This window comes from Microbacterium saperdae, assembly GCF_006716345.1.
GTDB lineage: Bacteria > Actinomycetota > Actinomycetes > Actinomycetales > Microbacteriaceae > Microbacterium > Microbacterium saperdae.
In genome coordinates, this window is record NZ_VFOX01000002.1 from 864022 (window position 1) to 889133 (window position 25112).

Sequence of the window (25112 nt, forward strand, 5' to 3'; positions counted from 1 at the left end):
GTCATCCCTTGATCCCACCAGACATGCTGACACCTTTCAGGATCTGCCGCTGGAAGATGAGGAACACGGCGATCGGGATGAGCAGTCCGAGCAGCATCGCCGACATCTGCAGACTGAGATCCGTCTTGCCCGCGATGCGCGCCAGGGCCACGGAGATCGGCTGCAGCTCGCTTCCCGGCAGCACCAGCATCGGCCACAGGAAGTCCTTCCACGAGTTGAGGATCGTCAGCACGGCGATCACCCCGAGGATCGACTTCGAGAACGGGAGCACGATGATGAAGAACATGCGCAGCGGGCCCACGCCGTCGACACGGGCGGCTTCGATGATCTCGCGTGGGATCTCATCGAAGAACCGCGTGACGATGAGCACCGTGAAGGCGTTTGCGGCCGCCGGCAGCCACACGGCCCAGTAGGTGTCGATCAGCGACACTCCCACGAGCGGCACGTCGACCACGGTCAGATAGAGGGGCACGAGGGAGATCACGCCGGGGACGAACAGCGTCACCAGGATCGCTCCGGAGAGGAACTTCGCCCACCGAGGGCGGAGGATGCTGATCACGTAGGCCAGCGACGCCGTGACGACGACCGTGGAGATGGTCGATCCCACAGCCATCACTGCCGTGTTGGCGAGGTAGCGGCCGACCTGGATCTGCTCCCAGGCCGCGGCGAGGTTGCCCCATTGGATGCCGCTGGGGAACCACGCGAACGGCTGCGAGATCGTGTCCTGTGTCGTGGAGAGCGCGGCCTTCGCGAGCCACAGGATGGGGCCGACTCCGGCGATGACGAGGAACGAGAAGAACGCGATCTGCAACGTCGTCATCGTCGCCTTGACGCTCGGTCGACGCCGATCGGCATCGGAGATCGCGGACCGCTCCGGGGTTTCGGCCGCCTTGCGGCGTGCACGGGAGGGCGTGACGGTGATGAGGCGGGTGTCGGTCACGAGCGGCTCCACTTCCGAGTGGCGAGCAGGTACACGACCGAGACCACGGCGAGAGCGATGGCCAGCAGGAACGACAGCGCGGTCGCCGCTCCGTAGTCGCCGTACTGGAAGGCGTAGCTGTAGATGAGCATGAGCACCGTGACGGTGGCGTTGTCGGGACCTCCGCCGGTGAAGACGTAGGGTTCCGTGAACACCTGGAGCGTGCCGATCAGCTGCAGCAGCACCAGCGCGAGGATCACACCGCGCAGCTGGGGCAGGGTGACGTGCCAGATGCGTCGCCAGATGCCGCTGCCGTCGATCTCGGCTGCTTCGTAGAGCTCCGGCTTCACGGAGGTGATGGCGGCGAGGTAGATGATGGCCGTGCCACCGGCCGTGGCCCAGATCACCTCGAGCACGATCGACGGCATCGCGCTCGCGCTCGAGTTGAGCCAGGGGAGCGGACCGATGCCGACGGCGCCGAGGATCTGGTTGAAGAGTCCGTCGGCGGAGGGGTCGTAGAAGTATTTCCACAGCAGGATCGCGACGATCGGCGGGATGACGACGGGAAGGTAGGCGAGCGTGTTGAACAGCGCCCGGCTGCGGCGAAGCTCGGCCATGTAGACGGCGAGGACCAGTGGGGCCGGGAAGCCGAAGAGCATGCCCAGCACGGCGAAGTAGACCGTGTTGCCGACCGCCTGCGGGAGCACGGGATCGGACAGGACATACGTGAAGTTCGAGAGGCCCACCCAGGTCGCGTCGTCGATCAGGTTGGTGCGCTGGAACCCCATGATCGCGCCGGAGACGATCGGACCCCAGGAGAAGTAGGTGAAGGCGAGGACGCCGGGGATCGCGAACAGCACGGGGACGAGCCCTCCGCGCCGATACCAGCGCACGATCGAGGGGCGTCGGCGGGGGACGGGTTGGGATCTGCGCTCCTCGACCTCGCGGGAGGGCGAGGTCTCCGGGGCCAGGGTGGCGCTCGAGGTGGGGGGCATGGCTGCTTCTCCGGTAGTGAGGTCGGCGGCGCCGAGGGGCGCCGCCGACCGATGACTGCTATCGCGCGAGCTTGGTGTTCACGGCATCCTGGGCCGCTGTGAGCAGCGCCGGGATGTCCTGATCCGGCTCGTTGAGAACCTTCTGCAGGACGGTGTCCAGTTCGCCGTACACCTGCTGGGGCTGGCTGGTCGGCTCAGGGACGAGCTCCTGCTCGTCCATCACGTCGCGGTATCCGCTGAACTGCTCGATCGGCACGTTGTAGTACTCGCTGACCCAGGAGTCGTACTCCTTGCGCACGGCGGGGTCGAGCGGCGACAGTCCGGGGACGCCGATCAGGCTGCCGGCGGCCACGTTCTTCTTGACGGTCTCCACGGCGACGTCCTTGTCGGTGTAGGCGCGGAAGTTGTTGAACTCGATCCAGCGGAGTCCGGCTTCGATCTCGGCCTGGGTCGCGCGGGGGTTGAACACCTCGACGGCGCCACCGAGCAGCGTGCGCTGGATGCCGTCCTGCTCCGGGATCGCCGTGAAGCCGTAGTCGTCGGGGTTCATGCCGAACTGCTGCACCGCCGCCGGGAAGTGCTGCGAGACGCTGAGGAACATGCCGACCTTGCCGGCGGCGAAGTCCTGGATCAGGTCGTTGAAGCCGTAGAGGAATTTGCTCCCCATCGACTTGTCCTCCCAGCGCATGTCGCTCACGAGGTCGAGGTAGTCGACCATCCCCGGCTCGTCCAGTGTCGCCTCGGTGCCCTCCTCATTCGAGAGCGTGGCGCCGAAGCTGTAGGCGCCGGCCGTCGTCATCCAGCCGCCCACGTGCTCGATCGAGTACGTGGAGTACCCGGCCACTCCGGTCGCGTCGGAGATCTTCTTGGCGTACTCACGCACCTCGTCCCAGGTCTTCGGCCCCTGCTCGGGGTCGAGACCGGCTGCTTCGAACAGCGCGCGGTTGTAGGCGAGGCCGACCGAGTAGACATCGAGCGGCACGCCGTAGAGGCGGTCGTCGCCATCGGTGACGACCTGCATGACGGTCGGGTTGAGCGTCTCCGTGAAGCCGATCTTGTCCAGCGCATCCGTGATGTCGGCGATCTGGCCGTTGCGCATCAGGGTGGCGGGTTCCGTGAAGGGTACGCCGAGCAGGGTCGGCATGGTGCCGCCGGCCACCATCGCCTGGAATCCGGTGGCATCCCACTTGCTCTCGCTGAGCTCGATGGTGATGTCGGGATTCTCCTTCTCGAAGGCCTTGACCTGGTCTTCGACGAGGGCGCGGAGCTCGGGCTGGTCGGCGCCGGGCACGTCGCCGATGCTGATCGTGACGGGGCCGGACTCCGCGGGCTCGGAGGCGGTTCCGCATGAGGTGAGGGCAAGCCCCAGCACAGCCGTGCCGGCGAGGGCGGACACAAGAATGCGTCTGGATTTCATCGTTGAAGCTCCTGTCGGGTGCAACGGTTGATCAACCGGTTGTTCACTTACCATCGACCACGTCGGGTGCATCTGTCAAGTGACTACCAGGATAAGGGTATGGATCGTCGATAACAGTTGCGCAACCGTTGACTCATATGCTCCACTGTGAACGTCCCTCAACGAGGAGGAGAGAGAAATGGTCGAGTTCGATCGTCGCGCATTCATGATCGGCGCTGCCGGAGTCCTGGCCGGGGTGGCCGCCGGCGTCGCGGTGCCATCGCTGGCGTCAGCGGGAGTCCCGCCGGCATCCGGCACGCATCACATCTTCGCCGTGGACGACTACGGCGCATCGCCGGGTGGGACGTCCGACAGTGCCCCCGCGATCCGAGCGGCCATCGCCGCCGCCGCGTCGTGGACCGGCGGCGGCGCGAGCCGGACGGCATCCGTCGTGTTCTCTTCCGGGGTATACCGGATCGACCGGGCGTCCACGGCCTCGTGGTACGCGCTCGAGGTCGACGGCGTCGCCCGCGTCGCGCTCTACGGATCCTCGACGACCCTGCTCGTGACCACTCCGTACGCCGGCGCGCTCAGCATCGCCCGCTCCACGAGCATGCGCGTGGAGGGGTTCACGATCGACTACGCGACCGTGCCGTTCACGCAGGGCACGATCACCGCGATCGATACGGTGGCGGGAACCGTCGATCTGCAGCTGCTGAGCGGGTATCCGACGCTCGCCGATGCCGCCCTGTTCCCGGCGTCGAACTACGGCACTCTCCGCAATGCGACGACGGGACTGATGAAGCGCGGCGGGCAGATCACCTTCTCGTACACGCACACCGGCACCGTCCTCCCCTCCGGGCGCTGGCGGCTCACGATCGCCCCGGACCATCGCCCGCAGATGGGGGCGATGGCGATCGGCGACGGCTTCGTCACGGGCTTCCGCGGCAACTGGAACGGCGTCGCGATCTACCGGTGCACGGACGTCACGGTGGCCTCCGTGACGATGTACGCCGCGCCCGGCGCCGCGTTCATCGCCAGCGACTCCGACGGCACGGTGATCAGGGACTCCGTCGTGACGCGGAAGCCCGGGTCGAACCGATGGATCAGTGCGAACGCCGACGGCGTGCACAACCACGGCGGGAGGGTCGGGCCGCGCATCTTCGGGAACACCTTCGAGTCGCTGCACGACGACGGCATCAACATCTACAGCACCTCGCGCGCGGCGACGTCGGTGACAGGCGCGACCATCGGTCTCGGGGGCGGTGCCATTCCGCTCGCTCCGGGCGACGTGGTGCAGATCGTCAACACGGCGACCGGCACCGTGCGCGGTGAGACGACCGTCGTGACCGTGACGGGCGACAGCCTTGCCGGCGGGCCCGTGAGCGCCACCCTGGCTGCGATGCCTTCGGGGACGGCGGCGGGTGATCAGCTGTTCAACCGGTCGTTCAGCGCACCGGGGGCCGACGTGCAGTACAACGTCTTCCGTGAGCTGCGGGGCCTCGGTGTGCGGCTGCGCACGAGCGGCGCCTACGTGCACGCGAACGAGATGTTCGACCTCGCCTACTGGGGCATCTGGGTGGCGAACGACCCGCAGTACAACGAGGGACCGGTCGGGAGTGTGGACTCGGTGATCGAGCGCAACTCCATCGTCCGCCCGTGCCTCGACCGCAGCGTCCTGGGCTGGCCGTCCGCCGCGGCCGGGATCATGATCGAGAACCTCCGCGACGACTACGAGGGCGGGGCGAGCAAGCCCCACCACGGTCACGTCGTGAAGGACAACTACATCGAGGATCCGCCCCGGTTCGGCATCTTCGTCGGGGGCGCCGAGAACATCACCGTCTCCGGCAACACCATCGCCTCGACGGCGGGGAATCCTCGCACGGGTGCGCCCACGGCCATGTTCGGCACGCGCAACTCGCACGCCGTCGCGCTGAGCGCGCTGACCGTGCACGAGTACGCCGCGATTCCACGGGCCGTCGTCTGGGGAGGAGCGGGGGTGACCGGCTTCACGCACACGTGAGGCCGGTCACCCGTCACGGTGTCAGGCGAGTACGCGCTGCCGCTGCTCGCCGAGGCCGGAGATCCCGAGACGGATCTCCTCACCCCCGCGCAGGAACTGGGCGGGGGTGAATCCCATTCCCACTCCGGGCGGGGTGCCGGTGTTGATCAGGTCGCCCGGCTCCAGGGTCAGGAACTGGCTGAGGTACTTCACGATGAAGGCGGGGCTGAAGATCATCTGCGCCGTCGAGCTGTTCTGCTTGCGCTCGCCGTCGACATCCAGCCACAGTCCGAGATCGAGCACGTCGCCGACCTCATCCGGTGTCACCAGGTAGGGGCCGGCGGGGTTGAAGGTCGGGCAGGACTTGCCCTTCGACCACTGGCCGCCCCGCTCGATCTGGAAGGCCCGCTCGCTCACGTCGTTCACGGTGACGTAGCCCGCGATGCACGCCGCGGCCTCTTCCTCGCTCTCGAGGTAGCTGGCCCGGCGGCCGATCACGACGCCCAGCTCGACCTCCCAGTCGGTCTTGGTCGAGGTGCGGGGGATCTGCACGTCGTCGTTCGGGCCGATCAGCGTGTTCGGGGCCTTGGTGAACAGGATCGGCTCATCGGGCACCGGCTGGCCCGTCTCCTCCGCGTGGTCGCGGTAGTTGAGTCCGATGCAGAGGATCTGGTGCGGGCGGGCGAACGGCGCGCCCAGCCGACGTCCTTCGAGAGACTGCACGGCACCGGTGGCGACGCGCTCGGCGACCAGCCTGCGCACCTCGTCGATCCGATCGGAGGCGAGGAAAGCGCCGTCGATGTCGTCCACGACATCCGAGATGTCCACGAATCGTCCCTCGCCGACCTCGACGCCGGGTCGCTCGCGTCCCGGGTCTCCCACTCTGATGAATCGCATGTTGGCGTGTGCCTCTCTCGTAAGCGCCGGGTCGTTATGAGCCGGTCGTCTGCAGTCGCGTGCGCACGTCGTGTGCGTCGGCGATGGTCCTGATCCGTTCGAGTCCCGCCACCAGTTCGGGCAGTGGTGTGCGGAACGACAGCGCGCTCACCGAGAGAGCGCCGCTGGGGACGAGCGGGGAGTCGAGGAAGACCGGAATGGCGATGCAGTTCACCCCGAGCTCGTTCTCCTGATCGTCGACCGCGTATCCCTGCGCGCGCACCTCGGCGAGGGTCTTCGCGAACAGTGCGGGATCGGTGATGGTCGTCTCGGTGCGGGGGCGGAGTTCATGCGTGCGCGCCCAGGCCGCGGCCGTTTCGGGCGTGTCGAGGCTCCACGCGAGCAGCACCTTGCCCACACCGGTGCGGTAGGCCGGATTGCGTCCGCCGACCGTGGAGGTGAGCCGGACGGCTCCCTCTGCGGGGTCGCGCTTGGCGCGATAGACCACCTCGTCCTTGTCGAGGACGGCGTAGTGGGTGGTCTCCCCGAATTCGGCGGTGAGCGCGTCGAGCAGGGGTTCCATGCGCGCGCTGTCGAGACGACGGTCCTGGTGGAGGAAGGCGAGGCGGAGGAATTCATCTCCGAGCACGTAGCGCCCGCGTTCGAGGCGGTTCGCCAGTCCGACCCTGGTGAGCGAGGCCAGCGCGCGGTGGACCGTCGGCTTCGCGGCATCGACGCGCTTGGTCAGTTCGTCGAGGCTCAGCCCTTCCGGAACCTTCGCGAGCTCCATGAGGACCGTCAGCACGCGTTCCGCACCGACGGGCCCCTGATCTGTTTCTGACATCGCACTCCCTGCTAATGTTCAATCTATCAGATTGGTATTCCATATTTTGGAACTATGGCGTTCCGACCATCACGAGACCATCTTGCTCCACCGCGGAGCGCGAGGCCCGGAGGGCGGACGCGGGGATGAGGATGACATGCGCAAGGCTCTGGTGACCGGTGGGGCGAGCGGGCTCGGTGAAGCCTGCGCGCAGCGGCTGACACGCGCCGGGTTCGCGGTGAGCACGATCGATCGCGCCGAGGGGGCCGACGGGCAGGTCGACGTGACGCGACGCGAGGAGGTGGACCGCTTCGTGGCCGAGCACGGCCCGTTCGACGTGCTGGTGAACAGCGCGGGAGTGGTGGGACCCAATGCGGACTTCGTCGACGTGAGCCCCACGGACTGGGATCGCACGATCGCGGTCAATCTGACGGGCACCTTCCACACCTGTCAGGCCGTGATCCCCGGCATGGTCGCGCAGGGGTGGGGGCGCATCGTGAACATCGCGAGCATCGCCGGCATGGAGGGCAACCCGCGCCTCACCGCCTACTCCGCGTCGAAGGCGGCCGTCATCGGACTGACCAAGGCTCTGGGCAAGGAACTCGCCACGACCGGCGTGCTCGCCAACGCGATCGCCCCGGCGGTGATCGAGACACCGATGAACGCCACCACGCACCCCGATGTGCTCGCGACCCTCGTGGAGAAGATCCCGATGCGGCGACTGGGACGCGCCGAGGAGGTGGCCGAGCTCGTCGCCTGGCTCGCCTCGGACGCCTGCAGCTTCTCGACCGGTGCGGTCTATGACATCAGTGGTGGCCGGGCGAGCTACTGATCCCCGCGGAGCCCGCAGCCGGCGCACGCGGCAGGATCCGGGCGGTGCGCCGTGCTCGGGTGAACCTCGGTGCACAGCGCGCTCGGGCGGTGGGACAATAGAGGCATGTCCTCCACCGATTCCCGCCAGACCGTCGAAGCGACCGTGCGCCACGTGCCGCGGTACGGCGTGCTCATGGGCATCGGCGTGGTGGTCGGGGTCATCGCCGCCGGCATCCTCACCTGGATCGGCAGCTTCGACGAATCCCAGGCCCTCGACGTCGTCTACCCTCCCGGACAGGTCTTCGGCTTCCTCCTGCTGTGGACGGTGCCGATCGGCATCGCGCTCGGCGGCATCGCGGGCCTCATCCTCGAGCGCGTCGCCCGCCGGCACGACCGCGTCGTGCGCGTCGAGCGCGAGACCATCGTCGAAGCCGACTGACCCTCGACCCTGGGGTCACGCCAACTCGGCGATGATCGGTCGGATCGCCGCGTCGAAGGCGACCACGTCGCGACGCAGGCCGTCGGTCACCGCGACCGTGAGCGCGCCGATCCACCAGATCCCTCGTTGGGAGAACGGCAGCACCTGCACGTTCAGCTCGAACGAATGCGCCCGGCGCCCCACCTCCCGCTCGAACTCGGCGATCGCGCTGGCGTAGGCGCGGTAGGCGTCGCCGCCGGTGTTGCTCTTCATCGAGTTCACGTAGCGGTCGTGGGCGGCGCGGGCGTATCGCAGCGCATCGGCTGCCTGCGGGGCGATCGCCTCGGCGAGCTGTTCGGCGCCCGAGGCGGGAAGAGCCACCAGCGTGTCGAATCCGTCGATCAGCTCGAGCGGCACCTCGGACGGATGCGCGCGTGGCTCGACCGTCATGTCCCAGTAGTCGCGCCACTGCTCCTCGATCGCGGGGGCGGCATCGACGGCGTCCGGCGCCCTGACCGGGAGGTCGCGGAGGCTGGGCAGATCCTCGGGGACCCGGATGCCGATGGCCTGGCGCAGCGCGAGCGCGAGCAGCACGGGAACGCTCGCGTCTTCGCGGATGAGCCACTGCGGCTTGTCGGCCATGGCCCCATCGTAGGGCGCACGACCCTCGGCATCCGACTCTCGTCTTGCGGAGAGTCGGGCCCGCTGCGGGCGGTAGGCTGGAGGTGTGGCTGCCTCCCCCACCAATCCCTATTCCGAAGCCGGCGTCGATACCGCTGCAGGCGATCTCGCCGTCGAGCTGATGAAGTCGTCCGTGCGCGCGACGCACGGCCCTGAAGTGCTCGGCGGTGTCGGCGGATTCGCCGGCCTGTTCGACGCCAGCGCACTGCGCGACTTCCGCCGACCGCTCCTCGCGACCAGCACCGACGGCGTCGGCACCAAGGTCGCGATCGCGCAGGCGATCGACAAGCACGACACGATCGGCCAGGACCTGGTCGGCATGGTCGTCGATGACATCGTCGTGGTGGGGGCGAAGCCGCTCTTCATGACCGACTACATCGCGTGCGGCAAGGTCTTCCCGCAGCGCATCGCCGACATCGTGCGCGGCATCGCCGAGGCGTGCGCCGCCACCGGCACCGCGCTCGTCGGCGGCGAGACGGCAGAGCACCCCGGTCTGCTGGGCCCGCGCGACTACGACGTCGCGGGTGCCGCGACCGGTGTGGTCGAGGCCGACGCGATCCTGGGCGCCGACCGCGTGCAGGACGGCGACGCCGTCATCGCGGTGTCGTCCAGCGGGCTGCACTCCAACGGCTACTCGCTCGTGCGCCACATCATCACGAACGCCGGAATCGGCTATGGCGACAACGCCGCCGACTTCGGCACCACGTGGGGCGAGGCGCTCCTCGAGCCGACCCGCCTCTACACGCTTCCGCTGCTCCGCCTGATCGAGCAGCTCGGGGGCGGCGTGCACGCCCTCAGCCACGTCACCGGTGGCGGGATCGCGGCGAACCTCGCGCGCGTGCTCCCGCAGGGCAGCTGGGCCGAAGTCGACCGCAGCACCTGGTCGCCCAGCCCCGTGTTCCGCGTGCTGAGCGACATCGCCGGTTCCACGCTGGAGTCCGCGGAGGGCACCTGGAACCTGGGCATCGGCTTCCTCGCGGTCATCGCCGCGGACAAGAAGGATGCCGCGATCGCGGCGCTGAACGCGGAGGGCATGCCCTCGTGGCAGGTCGGCACCGTCGGCTTCGGCGCGCGTCCGGCAGGAGAGTTCGAACAGGGCGCCAAGGGCGTCGACGGCGGAGCGGTGCGCCTCGTCAGTGCATACGCGGACGGAGCGAAGTAATACCCCATGTGCGGCATCGTCGGAATGGTGGGGACAGCCCCGGTCAATCAGGACATCTACGACGCACTCCTGCTGCTGCAGCATCGCGGCCAGGATGCGACGGGCATCGCGACGGCGGAGTCGAACGGGGTGATGCACAACGCCAAGGCGCAGGGCATGGTCCGCGAGGCGTTCCGCACCCGTGACATGCGTGCGCTGCTCGGCAACGTCGGCCTCGGCCACGTGCGCTACGCCACCAAGGGCACCGCCTCCAACGAAGAGGAGATGCAGCCGTTCTACGTGAACGCGCCGTACGGCATCATCCTCATCCACAACGGCAACCTCACCAACACGCGTGAGCTCACGGCCGAGATGGCGCAGCGCGACCGCCGCCACCTGAACTCCTCCAGCGACACCGAGCTGCTGCTGAACGTACTCGCCGGCGAGCTGCAGAACACCACCTCCACCGTCGACCTCGACCCCGAGCGGGTGTTCGAGGCGGTCGAGCGCACGCACGAGCGCATCGAGGGTGCCTACGCCGTGATCGCCGTGATCGCCGGCTACGGCCTGCTGGCATTCCGCGATCCCTTCGGCATCCGTCCGCTGATCCTCGGCCACCGCAAGAGCCGCGGCGACGTCGACGGCGACGAGTGGGTCGTCGCGAGCGAGTCGCTCGTGCTCGAGAACGGCGACTACGAGGTCGTGCGCGAGATCGAGCCCGGCGAGGCCGTGTTCATCACCAACGACGGCGAGCTGCACTCCCGGCAGTGCGCTGCCGAGACGACTCTCGCGCCGTGCGCCTTCGAGTACGTGTATCTCGCGCGTCCCGACTCGGTCATGAACGGCATCTCGGTCTACGAGTCGCGTCTGCGCATGGGCGACCGCCTCGCCGACACGATCGCCAAGCACGTGCCGATGGACAAGATCGACGTCGTCATGCCGATCCCCGACTCCTCGCGCCCCGCCGCGATGGAGGTCGCCCGCAAGCTCGGCATCGAGTACCGCGAGGGCTTCTACAAGAACCGCTACGTCGGCCGCACCTTCATCATGCCCGGCCAGGCGGTGCGCAAGAAGAGCGTGCGACAGAAGCTGAACGCGATGTCGACCGAGTTCCGCGGCAAGAACGTGCTGCTGATCGACGACTCGATCGTGCGGGGCACGACCTCGAAGGAGATCATCCAGATGGCCCGCGATGCCGGTGCCACCTCGGTCACCTTCGCCTCCGCGGCCCCGCCCGTGCGCCACCCGCACGTGTACGGCATCAACATGCCCTCGCGGCAGGAGCTCATCGCGCACGGCCGGACCATCCCGGAGATCGCCGAGGAGCTCGGCTGCGACCACCTCGTGTACCAGGAGGTCGACGACCTCAAGGCGGCCATCACGGAAGGTACGTCCATCACCGATCTCGACATGAGCTGCTTCGACGGACGCTACGTCACCGGAACGGTGTCCGACGAATACCTCGCTTGGGTGGAGGGGACCCAGACGTCATGATGACGTCGAGTGTCAGGCCGCTCTGGCAGGGCCGGACGCTCGCACTGATCGGGATCGTGCTGGTCGCGTTCTCGCTGCGGTCGGCCGTCGCCTCGCTGTCTCCGGTGATCGACCACATCGCCGTCGACTTCCCGCTCTCTCCGGTCGTGGTCGGCCTGATCGGTGCGGCACCGCCCGTGTGCTTCGCGATCTTCGGTCTGGTCACTCCGCTGTTCGAGCGACGGTTCGGGCTCGAGCGGGTCGCGGTCACCGCGATCGCGCTGATGGCGCTCGGCATGCTGCTGCGCGGCTTCGCCTCGGACTCGTCCACTCTTCTCGCAGCGACGGTCGTCGTCTTCGCCGGCGTCGGCTCGGGCAACGTGCTGCTTCCCCCTCTGGTGAAGAAGTACTTCCCCGACCGCATCGGCATCATGATGACGGTGTACTCGACGACTCTCGCCGTCTCGACGTTCCTGCCGCCCCTGGTCGCGGTGCCGGTCGCCGACTCGCTCGGCTGGCGTGTGTCTCTGGGCATGTGGGGAGTGTTCGCGGCGATCGCCTTGGTGCCGTGGCTGACGCTCCTGATCAGCGAGCGCTCAGGCGGCGCGACAGCGGTCTCGACCGAGGAGTACGTCCTCGATCCGACCGACGGCGTGCACGACGTGCAGGATGCCGTGGCCGTCGCGACCGGCCCGATCTCGACCGTGCCCGCGAACCCGCGCTACTTCGGACGTCTCTGGCGGCTGCCCCTGCCCTGGGCGCTGGCCCTCGTGTTCGGCACCTCCTCGACCATGGCCTACGTCTCGTTCGCCTGGATGCCGACCATGCTCGTCGACATCGGCGGCGTGACCCCGGCGACAGCCGGCTTCCTGCTGTCGTTGTTCGCCCTGATCGGCCTGCCGAGCTCGATGCTCGTGCCGATCCTGATCGTGCGATTCCAGGCGACGCGTCCCCTGTTCTTCGTCGCGGTCGGTGCGGGGCTCGTCGGACTTCTCGGCATGCTGTTCGCACCGACTGTCGCTCTCCCGCTGTGGGTCAGCATCTTCGGTCTGACCGCCATCATGTTCCCGCTCAGCCTGGTGCTGCTCAGCATCCGTGCCCGCACCCCCGAGAGCGCTGTCGCGCTGAGCGGATTCGTGCAGAGCATCGGCTACGCGCTCGCAGCGATCTTCCCGCTGCTGATCGGTCTGCTGCACGAGACCACCGCGGGCTGGCAGGTGCCGCTCATCGTGGTGGCCTCCGTGCTGGTCGTCTCGATCCCCGCGGGCATCGTCGCGGGGCGCCGGCGGACCATCGAAGACGAGTGGGAGCTCCGCAACGGTCGGTGGTGACCGAGACCTTCACCTCCTGCGGCCGCGTGCACGGCATCTCGCGGAGTGCGCGGCCTGATCGTGCCGGGATGCCCGTGCGTTCGACAGCATCCGGTGCACGCGTGGGCCGGCGCTCAGTGCGCGCGCACCTCGTCGCCGATGCGGATGACGCCGCCGCCCTCACCCTCCGCTGACGACCAACCGGGGAGCAGCAGGCGTCCGAGCGTGGGTTCCTGCTGATCGAACGCCCGGGTGAGGGTGGTGAGCACCTTCGCGTCGCGCTCCCCGGTGTCGGGGTTGGCGTGCGTCGCCAGGCAGCGGACGATGGGTCCGGCCGCGCGGAAGGTGACGTCCCCGATGCGCACGTCGCCGGTCCAGTCGAGTTCGTCCCAGGCGTCGACGCCGTCGATCACGACATTGGAGCGGAAGCGGCGGTCATCGATGCGCAGCGGGAGCTCTTCGGCCAGAGCCTCCACGCTGGCACGACTGTGCACGGAGACGTACCCCTGCGGACGGTCCTGGAAGCGTGAGGTCTCGCCATCGCCGACGAGCACGAGGGGGAGCCGACCCGGACGTTGCAGCCGTCGGGCATCCGAGGTGGTGAGCACGAAGTCGGTGATGGCCTGCACGAGTCGCGCGCGGCCGTCGGGATCGAGTCCGGCTTCGACGAGCAGTGTGCCGTCGAGCTCGATCCTGATGCGCGCCGATGCATCGTCGTAGCTCGTGCGCAGCGCCGCCAGCGCCGGGAAGTCCTGGAGGGCGAGCCCCTTCGCCTTCGGCCAGTAGTCCAGGCCGTCGCGGTCCTCCGGCTCGGCCGCGTCGGCGAAGCGGAACGCGAGGACCCGGTCGCCGGTCACCCGACCATCCGGCTGCACGAGCATCGACTCGAGCGGCTCGGCGGTCAATCCCTTGACCGGGTAGCGGGAGAGAGCGACGACACGAGGCATGAGGTGATCCTCTCAGGAACCAGCATTCGGGCATGACGAAACCCCCGTGGGTCGCACGGGGGTTTCCACAGATCGGGCGGTCAGGCCTTCTCTAGTTCGTCCTCATCTTCGTCGGCATAGTCATCAGCCCACTTATCGACGTAGGCGTCTTCATCGGTCGGATGAGCCAATTCGCGCTCGAGCGCGGAGTAGTTCACCGACGGACTGTACGCCTTGAGTTCGCGGGCGATCTTTGTGTGTTTCGCCTTCTGACGGCCACGGCCCATGCGCGAGACCCCCTCACGAGTTCAGCTCTGGGCGACAGGAGCCCGAGGCATTTCACGACACCGGAATCAAGCCGGTAAGAGTAGCATTCAGAATAGCACGCGGCTACGACTCTCTGGCTGATGCCAGGCTGGTGAAGGGAACGATCTTCATGACCGACGACACCTCCACTCCATCCGACGAGGCAGCGCAGAACGCGGCATTGCAGAAGGCTGTGATCGTCGGCATCCAACCGGATCATGAGCGTCGTGTGCTCGACGAGGCGCTGCGCTTCGCCCGGCTGCTCGGTGCTCCCCTCGTCGTGGTGCACGTCGACGTCACCCGGTTCGTCACATACGAGGACCCGGACGGCTACGTGCACTCGGCGCCGATCGACATCAACTTCGACGCCGGTGCGGCGGAATTCGAGGCCGTGCAGGCAGCGGCCGCAGAGGTGCTCGACGATTCCGGCATCACCTGGACGGCCCGGCAGCTCGTCGGCGACCCCGCCCTGGCGATCAAGCAGCTCGCACACAAGCTCGACGCCCAGCTGATCGTGGTGGGCACCCGCAAGCGCGGGATCGGCGAGTCGATCCGGGAGTTCTTCACCGGCTCGGTGGCCGCGCGCCTCACGCATCGCCAGCATCGCTCCGTGCTGGTGGTTCCGCTCGGCGAATCCGTGCCGGACTCGCAGAAGGAGATCTGGCCCGAGTAGGCCGGGCTCCCGGTAGGTCGAGCGCAACTCCGGCTCCGATGGAGGTGGCACGTCCTGCCGGAATCGCGTGCCCGATCAGGAAACAGGTGTCAACTCTGCGAGTCTGCCCCGCGCGCAGATGGCACCTCCCGCCGGAATCGGATGCTCATTCCGGCAAGAGGTGCCAACTCCGCAGGCGCGCGGGTGTCTGCCGCCGCGGCGGGCTCAGAGCCGAGACAGTCCGACTGTCACCGCGCGGGACGCCGCGTCGAGCGCGTGCTCGAGGTCGGTGACGACGGATGCCGGCAGGGTGCCGCCCTTCGCCACGTGCGTGCGCAGGTCGGTGCGCACCTGGGCGCGGAAGGCGTTGATGAGCGCATCCGCGCGGTGCATCTCCTCGCGGCTCACGATGCGTGCGTCGTCAGAGGCGGCACGGGGCCGGGACTTCGCGGCGCTGCGCTCGCCCTGCTCGGCGGCCGCGAGGTCGGCGCGCAGGCTCTTCATGGCGTCCTGCACGCTCTGGCGCACCTCGTTCGCGATCAGGCGCACCGAATCGGCGAGACCGGATTCGATCCCGGCGAGGTCCCCCTCACGAGACTGCAGCTCGGCGCGTCCGGCGTCGGTGATCGCATAGATCGTCGTGCGCCCGTCGACGGTCTTGGTCACCAGGCCCTCTTCCTCGAGCTTCGCGAGCCGCGGGTAGATGGTGCCGGCACTCGGCGTGTACGTGCCACCGGTGCGGTCCGTGAGGGCCTGGATGATGCCGTATCCGTGCTGCGGCGATTCGGCGAGGAGCGACAGCAGGTACAGGCGCAGGTCGCCGTGCGAGAAGACGGCGGGGCTCATGATTCCCACTCCGCGTCTTCGGTGATCGTGGCGGGCGTGCGGCGCAGCACGGTGACTCCGCCGGAGACGGAGTTCGCGCGCAGGTCGACGAAGCGTCCGGCGAGCTCGCCCGTGGAACCGGTGTAGTTGCTCGGTCCGGAGGAGCTGCGCTCGACGCCGTCGATCAGGAGGCGACCGCTGAGCGAGCGGATGACGTAGTTCGCCGCGAGCGACTCGTCGAGGCGCACCGTGGTGCCGCCCGAGACCGAGTTGACGTTGATCGTGTTCACGTCGCCGGCCGCGTCGACCAGGGTGGCGCCGGAGACGATGTCGACCGTCGCCTTGCGGATCGCACCGGTCACCGCCACGTCGCCCGAGACGCTGTTCGCGCTGATCGAGCCGGTCAGGCCACGCACCTGCACGTCACCCGAGACGGAGTTGACGGTGAGGTCGCCGATCAGCGTGTCGACGATGATGTCGCCCGACACGGTGTTGAGGCGGGCGTCGTTGCGGATGCCGGACACCAGCGCGCCGGCGCTCACGACGCCCAGGTTCAGGGCGATCGAGCGCGGGACGGCGACGCTCACCTCGGCCCGGGGGCCGCCGGAGCCGAAGTTGCGGAACACCTCGAGGAAGTTGTCCCAGCCCAGCTGCGGGTGGTCGATCTCGACCTCGCCGTCGTGGGATTCCACGCGGAGGTCCTTCGTGGTGACGCCGTGCACCTCGATGCGGATGCTCGGTTCGTCGTGGGCGATGATGTCGACCTGACCGCCGACCAGGCCCACCTTGAGCCGGGTGACGGATTCGATGTCGATCACGCGTTCCTCGCCGGGGGCGATGAGCCACTTCTCGGTCATGTCTGCTTCTCCTGTGTCGATGGTCACGATATATCGTGTGTGAGTACGGTAACACGATATATCGTGACTTTGTCAAGGTTCTGCGCTGATCGCCGGTTCTCACACCGTCTTCTCAGGGCCGGAGTCGGAGCCGGGCAACGGGATCCGGGCTCTCCACGCGGCTGCGGCCCGGAGCATCGTGCGGCCGTCGCTGAAGAGTGGCGTGAGGAACACGCCGTGCACGAGGTACCAGATGTGGAGGAACGACTGAGGCGCGAGCGCCCACAGGAGTAGGCCGATCGCCACGCAGCAGAGCGGGCCGAGCACCGCGGCGAGGAACGCATCGCGCCCGAGGATCGAGCCGTGCGGGGTGACGGAGAGCCGCAGACTCGTGCGCTCCAGCGTGATCGCGGAGACTCCGGGCGCCGTCCCCAGCACGACGGCATGCCCGAGCTCGTGGATCGCGAAGGACGCCCAGAGGCCGAAGACGTCGTGTGTGATGACGATGACGACGGCCAGACCGATCGCGGGCTGGGTGGTGAGGGCGGCGACGAGCAGGGTCGTGGCGGCCGCCGCCCCGAAGGTGAGGCGCACCGGCCAGGCGGCGGGGAGGAGCCACCTGAGCGCGGTGCGGGGTCGGATGCGGTCGACCGCTCGCGACCACACGTCAGTCGGCGTCGGCGAGGAGTGCCCTCCTCCGTGCGCGGAGCTGGTCGTACACGGCCGATACGGCGAGCAGGAAGAGCGTGATGACGACGAAGGTGATCCCGAGCGGCGCCGGGTCGTTGAGTCCGACGCCGAGCTGCGTCGAGGCGTCGGCGCTCTGCTGCACCTCGACGAAGATCGACTCGAAGAACCCGAGGCGGCGTCCTTCGGCTGAGCCCCCGGAGAACATGAGCCAGATGGCGGTGATGACCGCCGTTCCGGCCGTGATGACGAGCGCGGCGACCGCGCTCCCGACGGTCCTAAACAACCACTTCATGACGTGCTGTCCTTTCGATCTTCTGCATTCCGGTGAGAGAGAGCGCGGCGGCGGCGAGCGTCAGGAGCACGATCGTCGCGACGTTGAACCAGGCGGGGAGCCCGAGGAGGTTGGTGCCGATCGCGAGCGTCCCGGTCACGAGGGCAGCGACCGCGACACCGACGACCACCGAGAACGGGTTGCCCTTCTCCGGTGGGAACGCGATGCCCGCGAGCGTCAGCACGACGACGTTCGACGCGCAGAAGCCGATGACGAGAAGGATCTCGTCCCACCTCGAACCGGTGAGCGCCGACAGCACGCCGGTCGGCAGCGCGATCAGGAGGAGCATCGCCAGCTGCGGACCGAGCAGCAGCAGATAGCGGCCGATCGGGCTGTGGCGGCGAGGGCCGCACGCGCGCAGTGGCTCGGTCGAGACGTAGGCGTACACCGCCTGGATCGTGACGGCGATCAGGAGGAACGGGGGCAGCCGCACATCGGCGACGAAGAGCGCGTAGGACCCGGCCAGGACGATGCCGCACACGGTGATGGTCTCGATGGCGCGCGCGTGCGCGGCGAAGTAGGCGCCGAATTCCGTGCCTCCGAGCAGCCGCGGGACCCGCGCGAAGCGTCGGGTGGGGTCGAACTGGCGGGGTGCCGTGAGGCAGACGGCGACGACGAGGAGTGCGACGGTGACGAGCCAGGAGGCGGTCGCGATGATGAGCCCGTGGGCCGCCGCGATGTCGGCGAACACCAGTTGGACCGCGAAATACGCGTCGCCCTGGCCGGCCGCGGCGAAGAGCACCGGTTCGGACTGGGCCGAGACGCCGAAGTAGAGGGCGACCAGCGTCGCCGCCAGGACCAGCGGCACGAGGAAGGCCCGTAGGCGCGCGAGGCGGAAGCGCATCAGGAGGCGCTCCAGGGCGAGGTGATAGACGCTGGCCAGGAGATAGGCGACGACGGTGGGCATGACGAGGCACGTGACGACCTCGCCGAGAATCCCGAATCCGCCGATCGAGACGGTTCCGGCGATCAGCGCCGCGAGCATCAGGGTCACGCCGACGCCCACGAGAAGCGCCTCGAACAGCATGAAGCCGAGAGTGCGCGCACGGTTCGTCAGCGGGAAGGAGAAGGTGAGCTCGACCAGATCGCTCGACTTCATGAACATCACGCGCACGACGGTGAAGATCGCCAGGACCCAGAGCGGCACCGAGACCCCGGCCACCCGCATCAGGGGAGTGAGCAGCGCGGGGTCGTCGATCAGCTGCCTGATCGTGACCACGCCGAATGCACAGAAGGCGACGAACGCCAGCAGCATCGTCAGTCCGAGCGTCCACCGGAACAGCAGCGATCGCAGCACCCCCTGGCGGAGGATGCGCCGGACCAGGAACAGGGAGAGGAAGCCCGCGAGCTCCAGAGCGGGCCTCACGGCGACGTTCTCGGGCGCGAGGCGCCGATCGCCCGCTTGACCAGCGCGTCCACCGATCCGAACTCGGTCCGCACCTCACGGAGGGGGAGATCGAAGGCGATCGCTCCGCGGCACAGCACGACGATGCGATCGCACACCGCTTCAAGCAGGCGGAAGTCGTGACTGCACAGCAACAGGCCGCGGTCGCTCCCGATGAGGCGCGCGTCGTTCTCGAACTCGTACAGGGAGTCGACGTCGACCCCGTTCAATGTCTCGTCGATGATCGTGAGCGGGCGCTCGAGCAACAGGCTCGCGATGATCTGGACTTTCTTGCGCATGCCGTGCGAGTAGTCCTCGATGAGATCGAACTGTCGCGCCTCCATCTGATAGCGGGCGAACAGGTCGTCCAGCCGTGCGTCGTCCGGCCGGACCCGGTAGAGGCGGTGCATCAGGTCGACGTACTCGCGGCCGGTGAGGAACTGCGGCAGGTAGTCGTTGCTCGCGACGTACGCCAAGCTCTCGCGGGAGGCGCGCTCCTGGTGCGATCGGCCCTCGAGGCGGATGCTGCCGCTGCCGAGCTGCAGGAGATCGGCGATGAGGCGGATCAGCGTCGACTTGCCGGAGCCGTTCGGTCCGACGAGCCCCACTCGTTCTCCACGCTCGACGACGAGCGACACGTCACGGAGCGCCGGAGCCCGTCTCGTGTAGGCGAATGACACGGCGGCGACGTCGAGCAGCATGCCGGTGTTCCTTTCCTGCTGGTCCCTCCGTGCACCGTCACGGGTGCACGGAGGGGTGGGGGTCAGAGGCACTCCAGCCAGACGGAGACGCCGCTCTTGCCCCACTTCCAGCTGCCCGAGAAGCGCCTGCCTCCGTTCGAGAAGAAGCACCACAGTGCGAGCGAGGCGAGGAACGCCACCCCGAACACGAGCAGCGCGGCGAGAAGCACGAGCCACCAGCCGTCGAAGCGGAGAACCGCGTCGTCGAGCGCATCCTGCACACGCCTGCGAACCAACGTTGGTTCGATAGCCGTCATTACGGACATGAATCACCTCCGGATTTCATTTGGTGAGACCGATCGTGACACGGTGGAGGGCGGATATCAGCCCCCATATGTAGCGTAAATATAGTCAGATGACGACACCGGACAGCAAGTCTTGACATTGACGCTGCGTCAACTTCTACCGTGGAGACATCCACTCGGAGAACCACGGAAGGAGGAGCGCATGCATGATGCGGACTGGTCGATCCAGGAGATCGCACAGCTCGCCGGCACCACCAGCCGCACGCTGCGTCACTACGACGACATCGGGCTGCTGCCGCCGACGCGGATCGCGCACAACGGCTACCGGCACTACGACGCGCAGGCCCTGGTGCGCCTGCAGCGCATCCTGCTGCTGCGTCAGCTCGGGCTCGGGCTGCCGCAGATCGCGGACGTCCTCGGCCCGTCGACGGGCTCAGAGGCCCGGGCAGCCGAGGCGTCCGCGCTCGAGACGCATCTCGCGCTGCTGCGCGAGGAGCAGGACCGGCTGCGGCGCCAGATCGCCTCGGTCGAATCCACCATCGACGCATTGAGAGGAGGTGAAGAACTCATGGCAGAGAACATGTTCGACGGCTTCGACCACACCCAGTACAAGGAGGAGGTCGAGGACCGGTGGGGAAAGAAGGCCTACGCCGACAGCGACCGCTGGTGGCGAGGCATGACCGAGACCGAGCGCGCCGCGTGGCAGCGACGCGTGTCCGACCTCGGACGCGACTGGATCGCCGCCGCAGAGAGCGGTGTCGATCCGGCATCCGCGGAGGCGCAGGATGTCGCGCGTCGCCACGTCGAGTGGCTCACGGGCATCCCCGGCACTCCGGCCGCCGTCCCCGGTGGGGATGTGAAGGGGTACGTGATCGGACTCGGCGAGATGTACGTCGCAGACCCGCGCTTCGGCGCGAACTACGCCACCTCCGACGGAGGCACGCGCGGGGCGGAGTTCGTCCGTGACGCGCTCCGCATCTATGCGGAACGCACCCTGTGACGGGTCTCGTCACCGCCCTCTGCGCTCCTCGCGCAGGGGGCGGTGACCGTCGCGCATAGTCGCGGAGGCTGTTCGTACGCAAGGGGTCGCTCGGCGTCCGACGGGCGGCGTAGGGTCGGGGTCATGGGTGACCGACGGAGTCCCACGGGGGCGCTGTTCACCGCAGCGGCGGTGGCGTATGCGGCCAACTGCGCGCTCGGCGTCAGCGTGGCCACCAAGGCCGTCGACACCAGCGGCTTCCGCTGGGTGCATCACGCGCTGTACATCGCCACCTGCGCGGCCACGGCGGCCGCGCTCAGCACCGCCGTGTGGGCGAGACCGCGGCGCCAGAGCCGGAGGGCGGCGCTCGCCCTCGCTCCGGCAGTGGTGCCGCTCGCCGCGATCCCCTACCTCGGAAGCCGCAGCCGTCGGCATCCGCTCACCGCGCTCGCCGCGGCCCCGTTCATCGCCGCGGGTCTCCTCTGCGCGTGGCGCCCCGCCGACCGGAAGTGACCGCATGGAACTGCTCGACGCCATCCGCCGCCGTAAGACCACGAACGGCCCCTTCCTGCCAGACCCTGTCTCGGAGGAGCATCAGCGCATTCTGCTGGAGGCGGCGGGGCGCGCGCCCTCGCAGCTGAACAGTCAGCCCTGGCGCTTCGTCGTGATCGAGAGCCGGGAGACGATCGATCAGATCGCCCGCATCTCCGGCGAGAGCATGACAGAGGCGATGTCGAACGGCACCTTCTTCGAGCGATACAAGCCGTATTTCCGCTTCAGCCAGGCCGAGATGGACGAGAAGCGCAACGGGATGCTGTTCGACAAGCTCCCCGCGGCGCTCCGCCCCTTCACGAGCCAGGTCTTCACCAAGCGCGGGCAGACCCTCATGAACACATTCGGCGTGCCCAAGACGCTCGGCGCCGAGAACCGCAAGCTGGTGGCGGGCTCACCGCTGCTGCTGGGAGTGATGCTCGACCGCAGCGAGTACCGGCCGGGGCAGCTGTCGTCGTTCTACTCGGTGTTCAGCATGGGAGCTGCGATGGAGAACATCTGGCTCACCACGGTCGAGCTCGGCATGGGCATCCAGTTCATCTCGTTCCCGATGGAGGTTCCCGGTCGGTGGGACGAGATCGTGCGCCTGCTCCACGTGCCGGACGACCTGGAGCTGATGGCGGTCTACCGTCTCGGCTATCTGCCTCCGGAGCAGCGTCGCCCGGCGATCGACTGGTCGAGCAGTCAGCGCCGACTCGCCTCGCAATACATCTTCCGCGAGAGCTGCGAGACGCCGCAGCAGGGGTGGGATGCGCCGTTGGAGTGACCCGGCTCACCGTCGACCCGTGCGGGGCAGCTCCTTCAGATCGCGCAGCGCCGGTCCCTCGATGCGCGTGCCATCGGGGGAGAAGCGGGAGGCGTGCAGCGGGCAGTCCCACGTGCACTCGGCGTCGTTCCACTCCAGCACACCGCCGAGGTGCGGGCATACGGCGTCGACCGCACGCGTGATGCCGTCGACCGTGGAGATCGCGACCGGAAGGCCCGCACGGTTGGCGACGACGCCCTCGCCCTCCTCGGGCTGAGAGATCGGCACGGATCGGGACTCGGCCTCCGACCACCCCGAGGCGAGTGCGACGGCGACCTTGCCGCCTTCCGTCGCCCCGCGGACGAGGTCCGCGGGGATGGTCATGCGGGTGGCGAAGGTGTTCATCCACCGGGGACGGTCGTTCCAGCTCGTTCCGAGGATCTCGGCGGTCAGGCGCATCGCGGCGGCCGGCGCATTCGACAGGCCCCACTTGGCGTAGCCGGTGGCGAACCGGATGCGACCGAGGCCGCGGGGCATCGCGCCGACGAAGGGGATGAGGTTGTGCGACTCGTAGTCCTGCGCCGACCATCGATGGGTCTCCTCGGCATCGGGGAAGAATCGGCGGGTCCAGGCGATCAGCTCATCGATCTCCGCGGTCTCGCTGTCGACGCGGCCGACCGGGTGGCCGTTGCCGCCGACCACCAACTGCGCCGTCGCCGCAGGGCCGTCGGCCTCGGACACCGAACGGATCGAACGCGTCGGGCCGTCCACCGAGAGGAACGTTCCTTCAGGCACCTCCCCCGGAACGCGGAACGAGAGGCAATACGAGCGCATCCCGCGGATCTTCGCGAAGTAGAGTCCGCGGTCGAGGATCGGGCTACCCGTCGCGATCACGATGTGGTGCGCGAACAACGGTCCGTCGGCCGTCTCGATGCGGGTGTCCGGCAATGCGTGAGCGCCGGTGACTCGAACGCCGGTGTACAGCGTGCCCCCCGCCGCCTGCAGGTCTTCCGCCAACGCCCGCGCGATGCGCACGGGGTCTATCGCCACCTGGTCGTCGAGGGCGACGGCGCCGGAGATCGGGAACGGCACCGTCGGCAGTTCCTCCGGCGTCAGCATCCGTGTGGACAACCCGGCCTCCTGCGCGGCGTCGTGCTGGGCCTGCAGCGTCTCGAGTCCGCCACGCCCCTGCGCGTACGAGTGGTCGGTGCGGCGGGTGTAGGAGACGCCGGCGCCATCCGCGAAGGCCGTCAACCAGTCCATCCCCGAGCGGTTCGCCTCGACATATGCGCGCACCAGCGATGCGGGGTGGTGCCGTCGGATCTCCGCGAGTCGCTGCCCTTGGAGCAATGAGAGCTTTCCCGTGTTCGCTCCGGTGGCGAGCTCGGCGACGGCTCCCGCCTCGACCACGGCGACGTCACGTCCGGCACGGGCGAGCATCACCGCCGTCGTCAGCCCGGTGATCCCTGCGCCGACGATCACGACGTCGTGCCGGGAGCCCGGCGAGAAGTCCGCGCCGAGGGGGAGGGGCGAGTCGGTCTTCCACAGAGGGTCCATGTGCTCAGTCAACGCCTCCGACGGGCCGACACCCAACGCCTTGACATTCCCGTGGGGCGCTGGCAGTGGGGACTACAGTGGCCACCGTGAACCTCCGCCGCGTGCTGCTCGTCGCCCTCGGCGGCACGATCGGCACGGCGGCCCGGCTCGGACTCGGACTCCTGCTCCCCGACGGCGGCGGGTTCCCCAGGGCGGTGCTGATCGCGAACCTCCTGGGAGCGCTGCTGATCGGCGTGCTCGCCGCTCGCCTGCCGGCGTCGCACGAGCTGCGGGTGCTCATCGGCACCGGCGTCCTCGGCGGCTTCACCACCTACAGCTCGTTCATGACGGGCACTCTCGCGCTGTGGGCGGATGCGCCGATCGTGGCGGTCGCCTACGCGCTCGGCTCACTCGCGCTCGGGCTCGGTGCTGCGGCTCTGGGCCTGCGGCTGGGGCGACCCCGGCGCGAAGGGGCGGCACCGTGAATCCGCTGCTGTTCCTCGGCGCGGCGCTCGCCGGAGGGGCGGGCGCGGTTCTCCGCTATCTGGCCGACGTCGGCGTCGCGCGGTTCGCCGGACGCCGGTTTCCCTGGGGCATCTTCCTGGTGAACATCTCGGGTTCGTTCGCCCTCGGACTGGTGGCGACTGCCCTTCCCGATGAGGCGTTCGTGCTCGGCGCCGGACTCCTGGGCGGGTACACCACTTTCAGCACGGCGATGCTCGACACCGTCGCACTGTGGCGCGACGGCGAGGGGCGAGCGGCCGCCGCCAACGCGGTCGGGATGCTCGCGCTCGGGCTCGTCGCGGCGGGTCTGGGGATGGCGCTCGGGGCCGCACTGCGCTGACCGCGGGACCCGCTCCCAGCTACCTCCCACCCCGAGAATGTACAAACGTACATGTACAGGTGTTCCGGGGGTGGTCATGGGGGAAGTCGCGCGTCGCCGTCGCGACCCTGAGGCGCGCCGCCGGGAGATCGCGGAAGCCGCAGCCGAACTGATCGTCGAAGTCGGCACCGACGCGATCACGCACCGCCTGGTCGCGGCCAGAGCCGGCGTTCCGCTCGGCGCCACCACGCAGTACTTCGACACGCTCGACGACCTCCGCACCGCCGCGTTCGGAGTGCTCGCCGACGAGGTCGACGGACGACTCGAGGGCGTGCGCGCCGTGCTCGCCGCACAGGGTGTGAGCCCTGCCGTGCTCGCCGCACTCATCGTGGAAGGTCTCGACGACGCCCGCGCCGTCCAGGCCGATCGCGCCGTCGTCACCGCCGCCGTCCACGACCCCCGGCTCCGCGAACTCGCCCGCCACCTCTCCGAGCAGCTCACCGGCATGCTGGAGCCGGCCTACGGCGCGGAGCGCGCGATGGCCGCAACGATCTTCATCGACGGGGTGATGTGGAGCGCACAGATCCGTGACGCCCCGCTCGACCGTCCCTTCATCGAGACCGCACTGCAGCGCATCCTCGGCGAACCCGCATCCGTCCGTCCTGCCGCGCAGCCCGCACCCTGAACCGAGGAAA

29 protein-coding genes are annotated in these 25112 nt (G+C 68.5%); 13 read left to right on the forward strand and 16 right to left on the reverse strand.

Annotated elements, in window-relative coordinates:
* Nucleotide 1: 1 nt before the first annotated feature.
* From FB560_RS18735 to FB560_RS18745, 3 genes are read right to left on the reverse strand one after another with little or no spacing between them, the layout of a single operon-like run.
* The gene (locus tag FB560_RS18735; protein WP_229673005.1) at nt 2–940 is read right to left on the reverse strand and encodes a carbohydrate ABC transporter permease; all 939 of its coding nucleotides are present in this window, start codon (nt 938–940) and stop codon (nt 2–4) included.
* Nucleotides 937–1914: a carbohydrate ABC transporter permease gene (locus tag FB560_RS18740; RefSeq protein WP_141874223.1), complete on the reverse strand. Its 978-nt coding sequence runs from the start codon at nt 1912–1914 to the stop codon at nt 937–939. The genes FB560_RS18735 and FB560_RS18740 overlap by 4 nt, the downstream gene beginning before the upstream one ends.
* A gap of 58 nt (nt 1915–1972) precedes the next feature.
* Nucleotides 1973–3331: an ABC transporter substrate-binding protein gene (locus FB560_RS18745; RefSeq protein WP_170198215.1), complete on the reverse strand. Its 1359-nt coding sequence runs from the start codon at nt 3329–3331 to the stop codon at nt 1973–1975.
* A 178-nt stretch (nt 3332–3509) separates the two neighbouring features.
* Between FB560_RS18745 and FB560_RS18750 the strand changes: the two genes are divergently transcribed.
* A complete protein-coding gene (locus tag FB560_RS18750; protein ID WP_141874225.1) occupies nt 3510–5333 on the forward strand; it encodes a hypothetical protein in 1824 nt (607 codons plus the stop codon).
* A 21-nt stretch (nt 5334–5354) separates the two neighbouring features.
* Here FB560_RS18750 and FB560_RS18755 read toward each other — a convergent pair whose 3' ends face one another.
* Complete coding sequence (locus FB560_RS18755; protein WP_141874226.1) at nt 5355–6209, reverse strand: fumarylacetoacetate hydrolase family protein; 855 nt, start codon at nt 6207–6209, stop codon at nt 5355–5357.
* 34 nt (nt 6210–6243) lie between these two features.
* Nucleotides 6244–7032, reverse strand: a complete 789-nt coding sequence (locus FB560_RS18760) for an IclR family transcriptional regulator (RefSeq protein WP_141874227.1) — start codon at nt 7030–7032, stop codon at nt 6244–6246.
* A gap of 136 nt (nt 7033–7168) precedes the next feature.
* Here FB560_RS18760 and FB560_RS18765 point away from each other — a divergent pair, with 136 nt between their 5' ends.
* Both FB560_RS18765 and FB560_RS18770 read left to right on the forward strand, forming a co-directional pair.
* Nucleotides 7169–7843 (forward strand): SDR family oxidoreductase, encoded by a 675-nt coding sequence (locus tag FB560_RS18765; RefSeq protein ID WP_141874228.1) that lies wholly within the window; start codon nt 7169–7171, stop codon nt 7841–7843.
* Nucleotides 7844–7948: 105 nt separating this feature from the next.
* Nucleotides 7949–8263: a potassium transporter Trk gene (locus FB560_RS18770; protein WP_141874229.1), complete on the forward strand. Its 315-nt coding sequence runs from the start codon at nt 7949–7951 to the stop codon at nt 8261–8263.
* 15 nt (nt 8264–8278) lie between these two features.
* Here FB560_RS18770 and FB560_RS18775 read toward each other — a convergent pair whose 3' ends face one another.
* Complete coding sequence (locus FB560_RS18775; protein WP_141874230.1) at nt 8279–8884, reverse strand: zinc-binding alcohol dehydrogenase; 606 nt, start codon at nt 8882–8884, stop codon at nt 8279–8281.
* An 85-nt stretch (nt 8885–8969) separates the two neighbouring features.
* On the opposite strand from FB560_RS18775, the gene purM reads away from it, so the two are divergent.
* From purM to FB560_RS18790, 3 genes are read left to right on the forward strand one after another with little or no spacing between them, the layout of a single operon-like run.
* Nucleotides 8970–10085, forward strand: a complete 1116-nt coding sequence (purM, locus tag FB560_RS18780) for a phosphoribosylformylglycinamidine cyclo-ligase (protein ID WP_141874231.1) — start codon at nt 8970–8972, stop codon at nt 10083–10085.
* A gap of 6 nt (nt 10086–10091) precedes the next feature.
* Nucleotides 10092–11558, forward strand: coding sequence for an amidophosphoribosyltransferase (gene purF / locus FB560_RS18785; protein ID WP_141874232.1), 1467 nt, complete (start codon nt 10092–10094; stop codon nt 11556–11558).
* The gene (locus FB560_RS18790; RefSeq protein WP_141874233.1) at nt 11555–12868 is read left to right on the forward strand and encodes an MFS transporter; all 1314 of its coding nucleotides are present in this window, start codon (nt 11555–11557) and stop codon (nt 12866–12868) included. The genes purF and FB560_RS18790 overlap by 4 nt, the downstream gene beginning before the upstream one ends.
* 113 nt (nt 12869–12981) lie before the next feature.
* Here FB560_RS18790 and FB560_RS18795 read toward each other — a convergent pair whose 3' ends face one another.
* Together FB560_RS18795 and FB560_RS18800 are read right to left on the reverse strand one after the other, a co-directional pair.
* Nucleotides 12982–13794 (reverse strand): MOSC domain-containing protein, encoded by an 813-nt coding sequence (locus FB560_RS18795; protein WP_141874234.1) that lies wholly within the window; start codon nt 13792–13794, stop codon nt 12982–12984.
* 80 nt (nt 13795–13874) lie between these two features.
* Nucleotides 13875–14060: a DUF3073 domain-containing protein gene (locus FB560_RS18800; protein WP_017204296.1), complete on the reverse strand. Its 186-nt coding sequence runs from the start codon at nt 14058–14060 to the stop codon at nt 13875–13877.
* A 149-nt stretch (nt 14061–14209) separates the two neighbouring features.
* Here FB560_RS18800 and FB560_RS18805 point away from each other — a divergent pair, with 149 nt between their 5' ends.
* Nucleotides 14210–14752, forward strand: coding sequence for a universal stress protein (locus tag FB560_RS18805; RefSeq protein WP_141874235.1), 543 nt, complete (start codon nt 14210–14212; stop codon nt 14750–14752).
* Between the two features lie 204 nt (nt 14753–14956).
* Here FB560_RS18805 and FB560_RS18810 read toward each other — a convergent pair whose 3' ends face one another.
* The 7 genes from FB560_RS18810 to FB560_RS18840 all read right to left on the reverse strand — a co-directional run bounded on the left by FB560_RS18810 (nt 14957) and on the right by FB560_RS18840 (nt 19773).
* Entirely contained in the window at nt 14957–15577 is a 621-nt protein-coding gene (locus FB560_RS18810) for a PadR family transcriptional regulator (RefSeq protein ID WP_141874236.1), read from the reverse strand.
* The gene (locus tag FB560_RS18815; RefSeq protein WP_141874237.1) at nt 15574–16413 is read right to left on the reverse strand and encodes a DUF4097 family beta strand repeat-containing protein; all 840 of its coding nucleotides are present in this window, start codon (nt 16411–16413) and stop codon (nt 15574–15576) included. The genes FB560_RS18810 and FB560_RS18815 overlap by 4 nt, the downstream gene beginning before the upstream one ends.
* A gap of 99 nt (nt 16414–16512) precedes the next feature.
* Nucleotides 16513–17058: a hypothetical protein gene (locus FB560_RS18820; protein WP_141874238.1), complete on the reverse strand. Its 546-nt coding sequence runs from the start codon at nt 17056–17058 to the stop codon at nt 16513–16515.
* 1 nt (nt 17059) lies between these two features.
* Complete coding sequence (locus FB560_RS18825) at nt 17060–17374, reverse strand: hypothetical protein (protein ID WP_141874239.1); 315 nt, start codon at nt 17372–17374, stop codon at nt 17060–17062.
* Nucleotides 17358–18779, reverse strand: coding sequence for a hypothetical protein (locus tag FB560_RS18830; protein ID WP_141874240.1), 1422 nt, complete (start codon nt 18777–18779; stop codon nt 17358–17360). Before FB560_RS18830 ends, FB560_RS18825 begins: the two co-directional genes overlap by 17 nt.
* Nucleotides 18776–19498, reverse strand: a complete 723-nt coding sequence (locus FB560_RS18835) for an ATP-binding cassette domain-containing protein (protein ID WP_141874241.1) — start codon at nt 19496–19498, stop codon at nt 18776–18778. Before FB560_RS18835 ends, FB560_RS18830 begins: the two co-directional genes overlap by 4 nt.
* 62 nt (nt 19499–19560) lie before the next feature.
* The gene (locus FB560_RS18840) at nt 19561–19773 is read right to left on the reverse strand and encodes a hypothetical protein (RefSeq protein ID WP_141874242.1); all 213 of its coding nucleotides are present in this window, start codon (nt 19771–19773) and stop codon (nt 19561–19563) included.
* Nucleotides 19774–19984: 211 nt separating this feature from the next.
* On the opposite strand from FB560_RS18840, the gene FB560_RS18845 reads away from it, so the two are divergent.
* The 3 genes from FB560_RS18845 (at nt 19985) to FB560_RS18855 (ending at nt 22079) form a co-directional block, all read left to right on the forward strand.
* Nucleotides 19985–20782 carry a MerR family transcriptional regulator gene (locus FB560_RS18845; RefSeq protein ID WP_141874243.1) on the forward strand — a complete coding sequence of 266 codons (798 nt, stop codon included), beginning with the start codon at nt 19985–19987 and terminating at the stop codon, nt 20780–20782.
* A gap of 123 nt (nt 20783–20905) precedes the next feature.
* On the forward strand, nt 20906–21274 hold the full coding sequence (locus FB560_RS18850) for a hypothetical protein (RefSeq protein ID WP_141874244.1): 369 nt from the start codon (nt 20906–20908) through the stop codon (nt 21272–21274).
* Between the two features lie 4 nt (nt 21275–21278).
* Nucleotides 21279–22079, forward strand: a complete 801-nt coding sequence (locus FB560_RS18855; protein WP_141874245.1) for a nitroreductase family protein — start codon at nt 21279–21281, stop codon at nt 22077–22079.
* Between the two features lie 6 nt (nt 22080–22085).
* On the opposite strand, the gene FB560_RS18860 is transcribed toward FB560_RS18855, so the two are convergent.
* Nucleotides 22086–23615 carry an FAD-dependent oxidoreductase gene (locus FB560_RS18860; RefSeq protein ID WP_141874246.1) on the reverse strand — a complete coding sequence of 510 codons (1530 nt, stop codon included), beginning with the start codon at nt 23613–23615 and terminating at the stop codon, nt 22086–22088.
* An 86-nt stretch (nt 23616–23701) separates the two neighbouring features.
* Between FB560_RS18860 and FB560_RS18865 the strand changes: the two genes are divergently transcribed.
* The 3 genes from FB560_RS18865 to FB560_RS18875 all read left to right on the forward strand — a co-directional run bounded on the left by FB560_RS18865 (nt 23702) and on the right by FB560_RS18875 (nt 25102).
* A complete protein-coding gene (locus tag FB560_RS18865; protein ID WP_229673007.1) occupies nt 23702–24079 on the forward strand; it encodes a fluoride efflux transporter FluC in 378 nt (125 codons plus the stop codon).
* The gene (locus FB560_RS18870) at nt 24076–24438 is read left to right on the forward strand and encodes a fluoride efflux transporter FluC (protein ID WP_141874248.1); all 363 of its coding nucleotides are present in this window, start codon (nt 24076–24078) and stop codon (nt 24436–24438) included. Before FB560_RS18865 ends, FB560_RS18870 begins: the two co-directional genes overlap by 4 nt.
* Nucleotides 24439–24514: 76 nt before the next feature.
* Nucleotides 24515–25102: a TetR/AcrR family transcriptional regulator gene (locus FB560_RS18875; RefSeq protein ID WP_141874249.1), complete on the forward strand. Its 588-nt coding sequence runs from the start codon at nt 24515–24517 to the stop codon at nt 25100–25102.
* Nucleotides 25103–25112 lie beyond the last annotated feature (10 nt).

Excerpts from the sequence above, each read along its gene's own strand:
- FB560_RS18740 (WP_141874223.1), bottom strand. The coding sequence starts at position 1,914 with ATGCCCCCCACCTCGAGCGCCACCCTGGCCCCGGAGACCTCGCCCTCC.
- FB560_RS18745 (WP_170198215.1), bottom strand. The coding sequence starts at position 3,331 with ATGAAATCCAGACGCATTCTTGTGTCCGCCCTCGCCGGCACGGCTGTG.
- FB560_RS18750 (WP_141874225.1), top strand. The coding sequence starts at position 3,510 with ATGGTCGAGTTCGATCGTCGCGCATTCATGATCGGCGCTGCCGGAGTC.
- FB560_RS18755 (WP_141874226.1), bottom strand. The coding sequence starts at position 6,209 with ATGCGATTCATCAGAGTGGGAGACCCGGGACGCGAGCGACCCGGCGTC.
- FB560_RS18760 (WP_141874227.1), bottom strand. The coding sequence starts at position 7,032 with ATGTCAGAAACAGATCAGGGGCCCGTCGGTGCGGAACGCGTGCTGACG.
- FB560_RS18765 (WP_141874228.1), top strand. The coding sequence starts at position 7,169 with ATGCGCAAGGCTCTGGTGACCGGTGGGGCGAGCGGGCTCGGTGAAGCC.
- FB560_RS18770 (WP_141874229.1), top strand. The coding sequence starts at position 7,949 with ATGTCCTCCACCGATTCCCGCCAGACCGTCGAAGCGACCGTGCGCCAC.
- FB560_RS18775 (WP_141874230.1), bottom strand. The coding sequence starts at position 8,884 with ATGGCCGACAAGCCGCAGTGGCTCATCCGCGAAGACGCGAGCGTTCCC.
- purF (WP_141874232.1), top strand. The coding sequence starts at position 10,092 with ATGTGCGGCATCGTCGGAATGGTGGGGACAGCCCCGGTCAATCAGGAC.
- FB560_RS18790 (WP_141874233.1), top strand. The coding sequence starts at position 11,555 with ATGATGACGTCGAGTGTCAGGCCGCTCTGGCAGGGCCGGACGCTCGCA.
- FB560_RS18795 (WP_141874234.1), bottom strand. The coding sequence starts at position 13,794 with ATGCCTCGTGTCGTCGCTCTCTCCCGCTACCCGGTCAAGGGATTGACC.
- FB560_RS18800 (WP_017204296.1), bottom strand. The coding sequence starts at position 14,060 with ATGGGCCGTGGCCGTCAGAAGGCGAAACACACAAAGATCGCCCGCGAA.
- FB560_RS18805 (WP_141874235.1), top strand. The coding sequence starts at position 14,210 with ATGACCGACGACACCTCCACTCCATCCGACGAGGCAGCGCAGAACGCG.
- FB560_RS18810 (WP_141874236.1), bottom strand. The coding sequence starts at position 15,577 with ATGAGCCCCGCCGTCTTCTCGCACGGCGACCTGCGCCTGTACCTGCTG.
- FB560_RS18815 (WP_141874237.1), bottom strand. The coding sequence starts at position 16,413 with ATGACCGAGAAGTGGCTCATCGCCCCCGGCGAGGAACGCGTGATCGAC.
- FB560_RS18825 (WP_141874239.1), bottom strand. The coding sequence starts at position 17,374 with ATGAAGTGGTTGTTTAGGACCGTCGGGAGCGCGGTCGCCGCGCTCGTC.
- FB560_RS18835 (WP_141874241.1), bottom strand. The coding sequence starts at position 19,498 with ATGCTGCTCGACGTCGCCGCCGTGTCATTCGCCTACACGAGACGGGCT.
- FB560_RS18845 (WP_141874243.1), top strand. The coding sequence starts at position 19,985 with ATGCATGATGCGGACTGGTCGATCCAGGAGATCGCACAGCTCGCCGGC.
- FB560_RS18850 (WP_141874244.1), top strand. The coding sequence starts at position 20,906 with ATGGGTGACCGACGGAGTCCCACGGGGGCGCTGTTCACCGCAGCGGCG.
- FB560_RS18855 (WP_141874245.1), top strand. The coding sequence starts at position 21,279 with ATGGAACTGCTCGACGCCATCCGCCGCCGTAAGACCACGAACGGCCCC.
- FB560_RS18860 (WP_141874246.1), bottom strand. The coding sequence starts at position 23,615 with ATGGACCCTCTGTGGAAGACCGACTCGCCCCTCCCCCTCGGCGCGGAC.
- FB560_RS18875 (WP_141874249.1), top strand. The coding sequence starts at position 24,515 with ATGGGGGAAGTCGCGCGTCGCCGTCGCGACCCTGAGGCGCGCCGCCGG.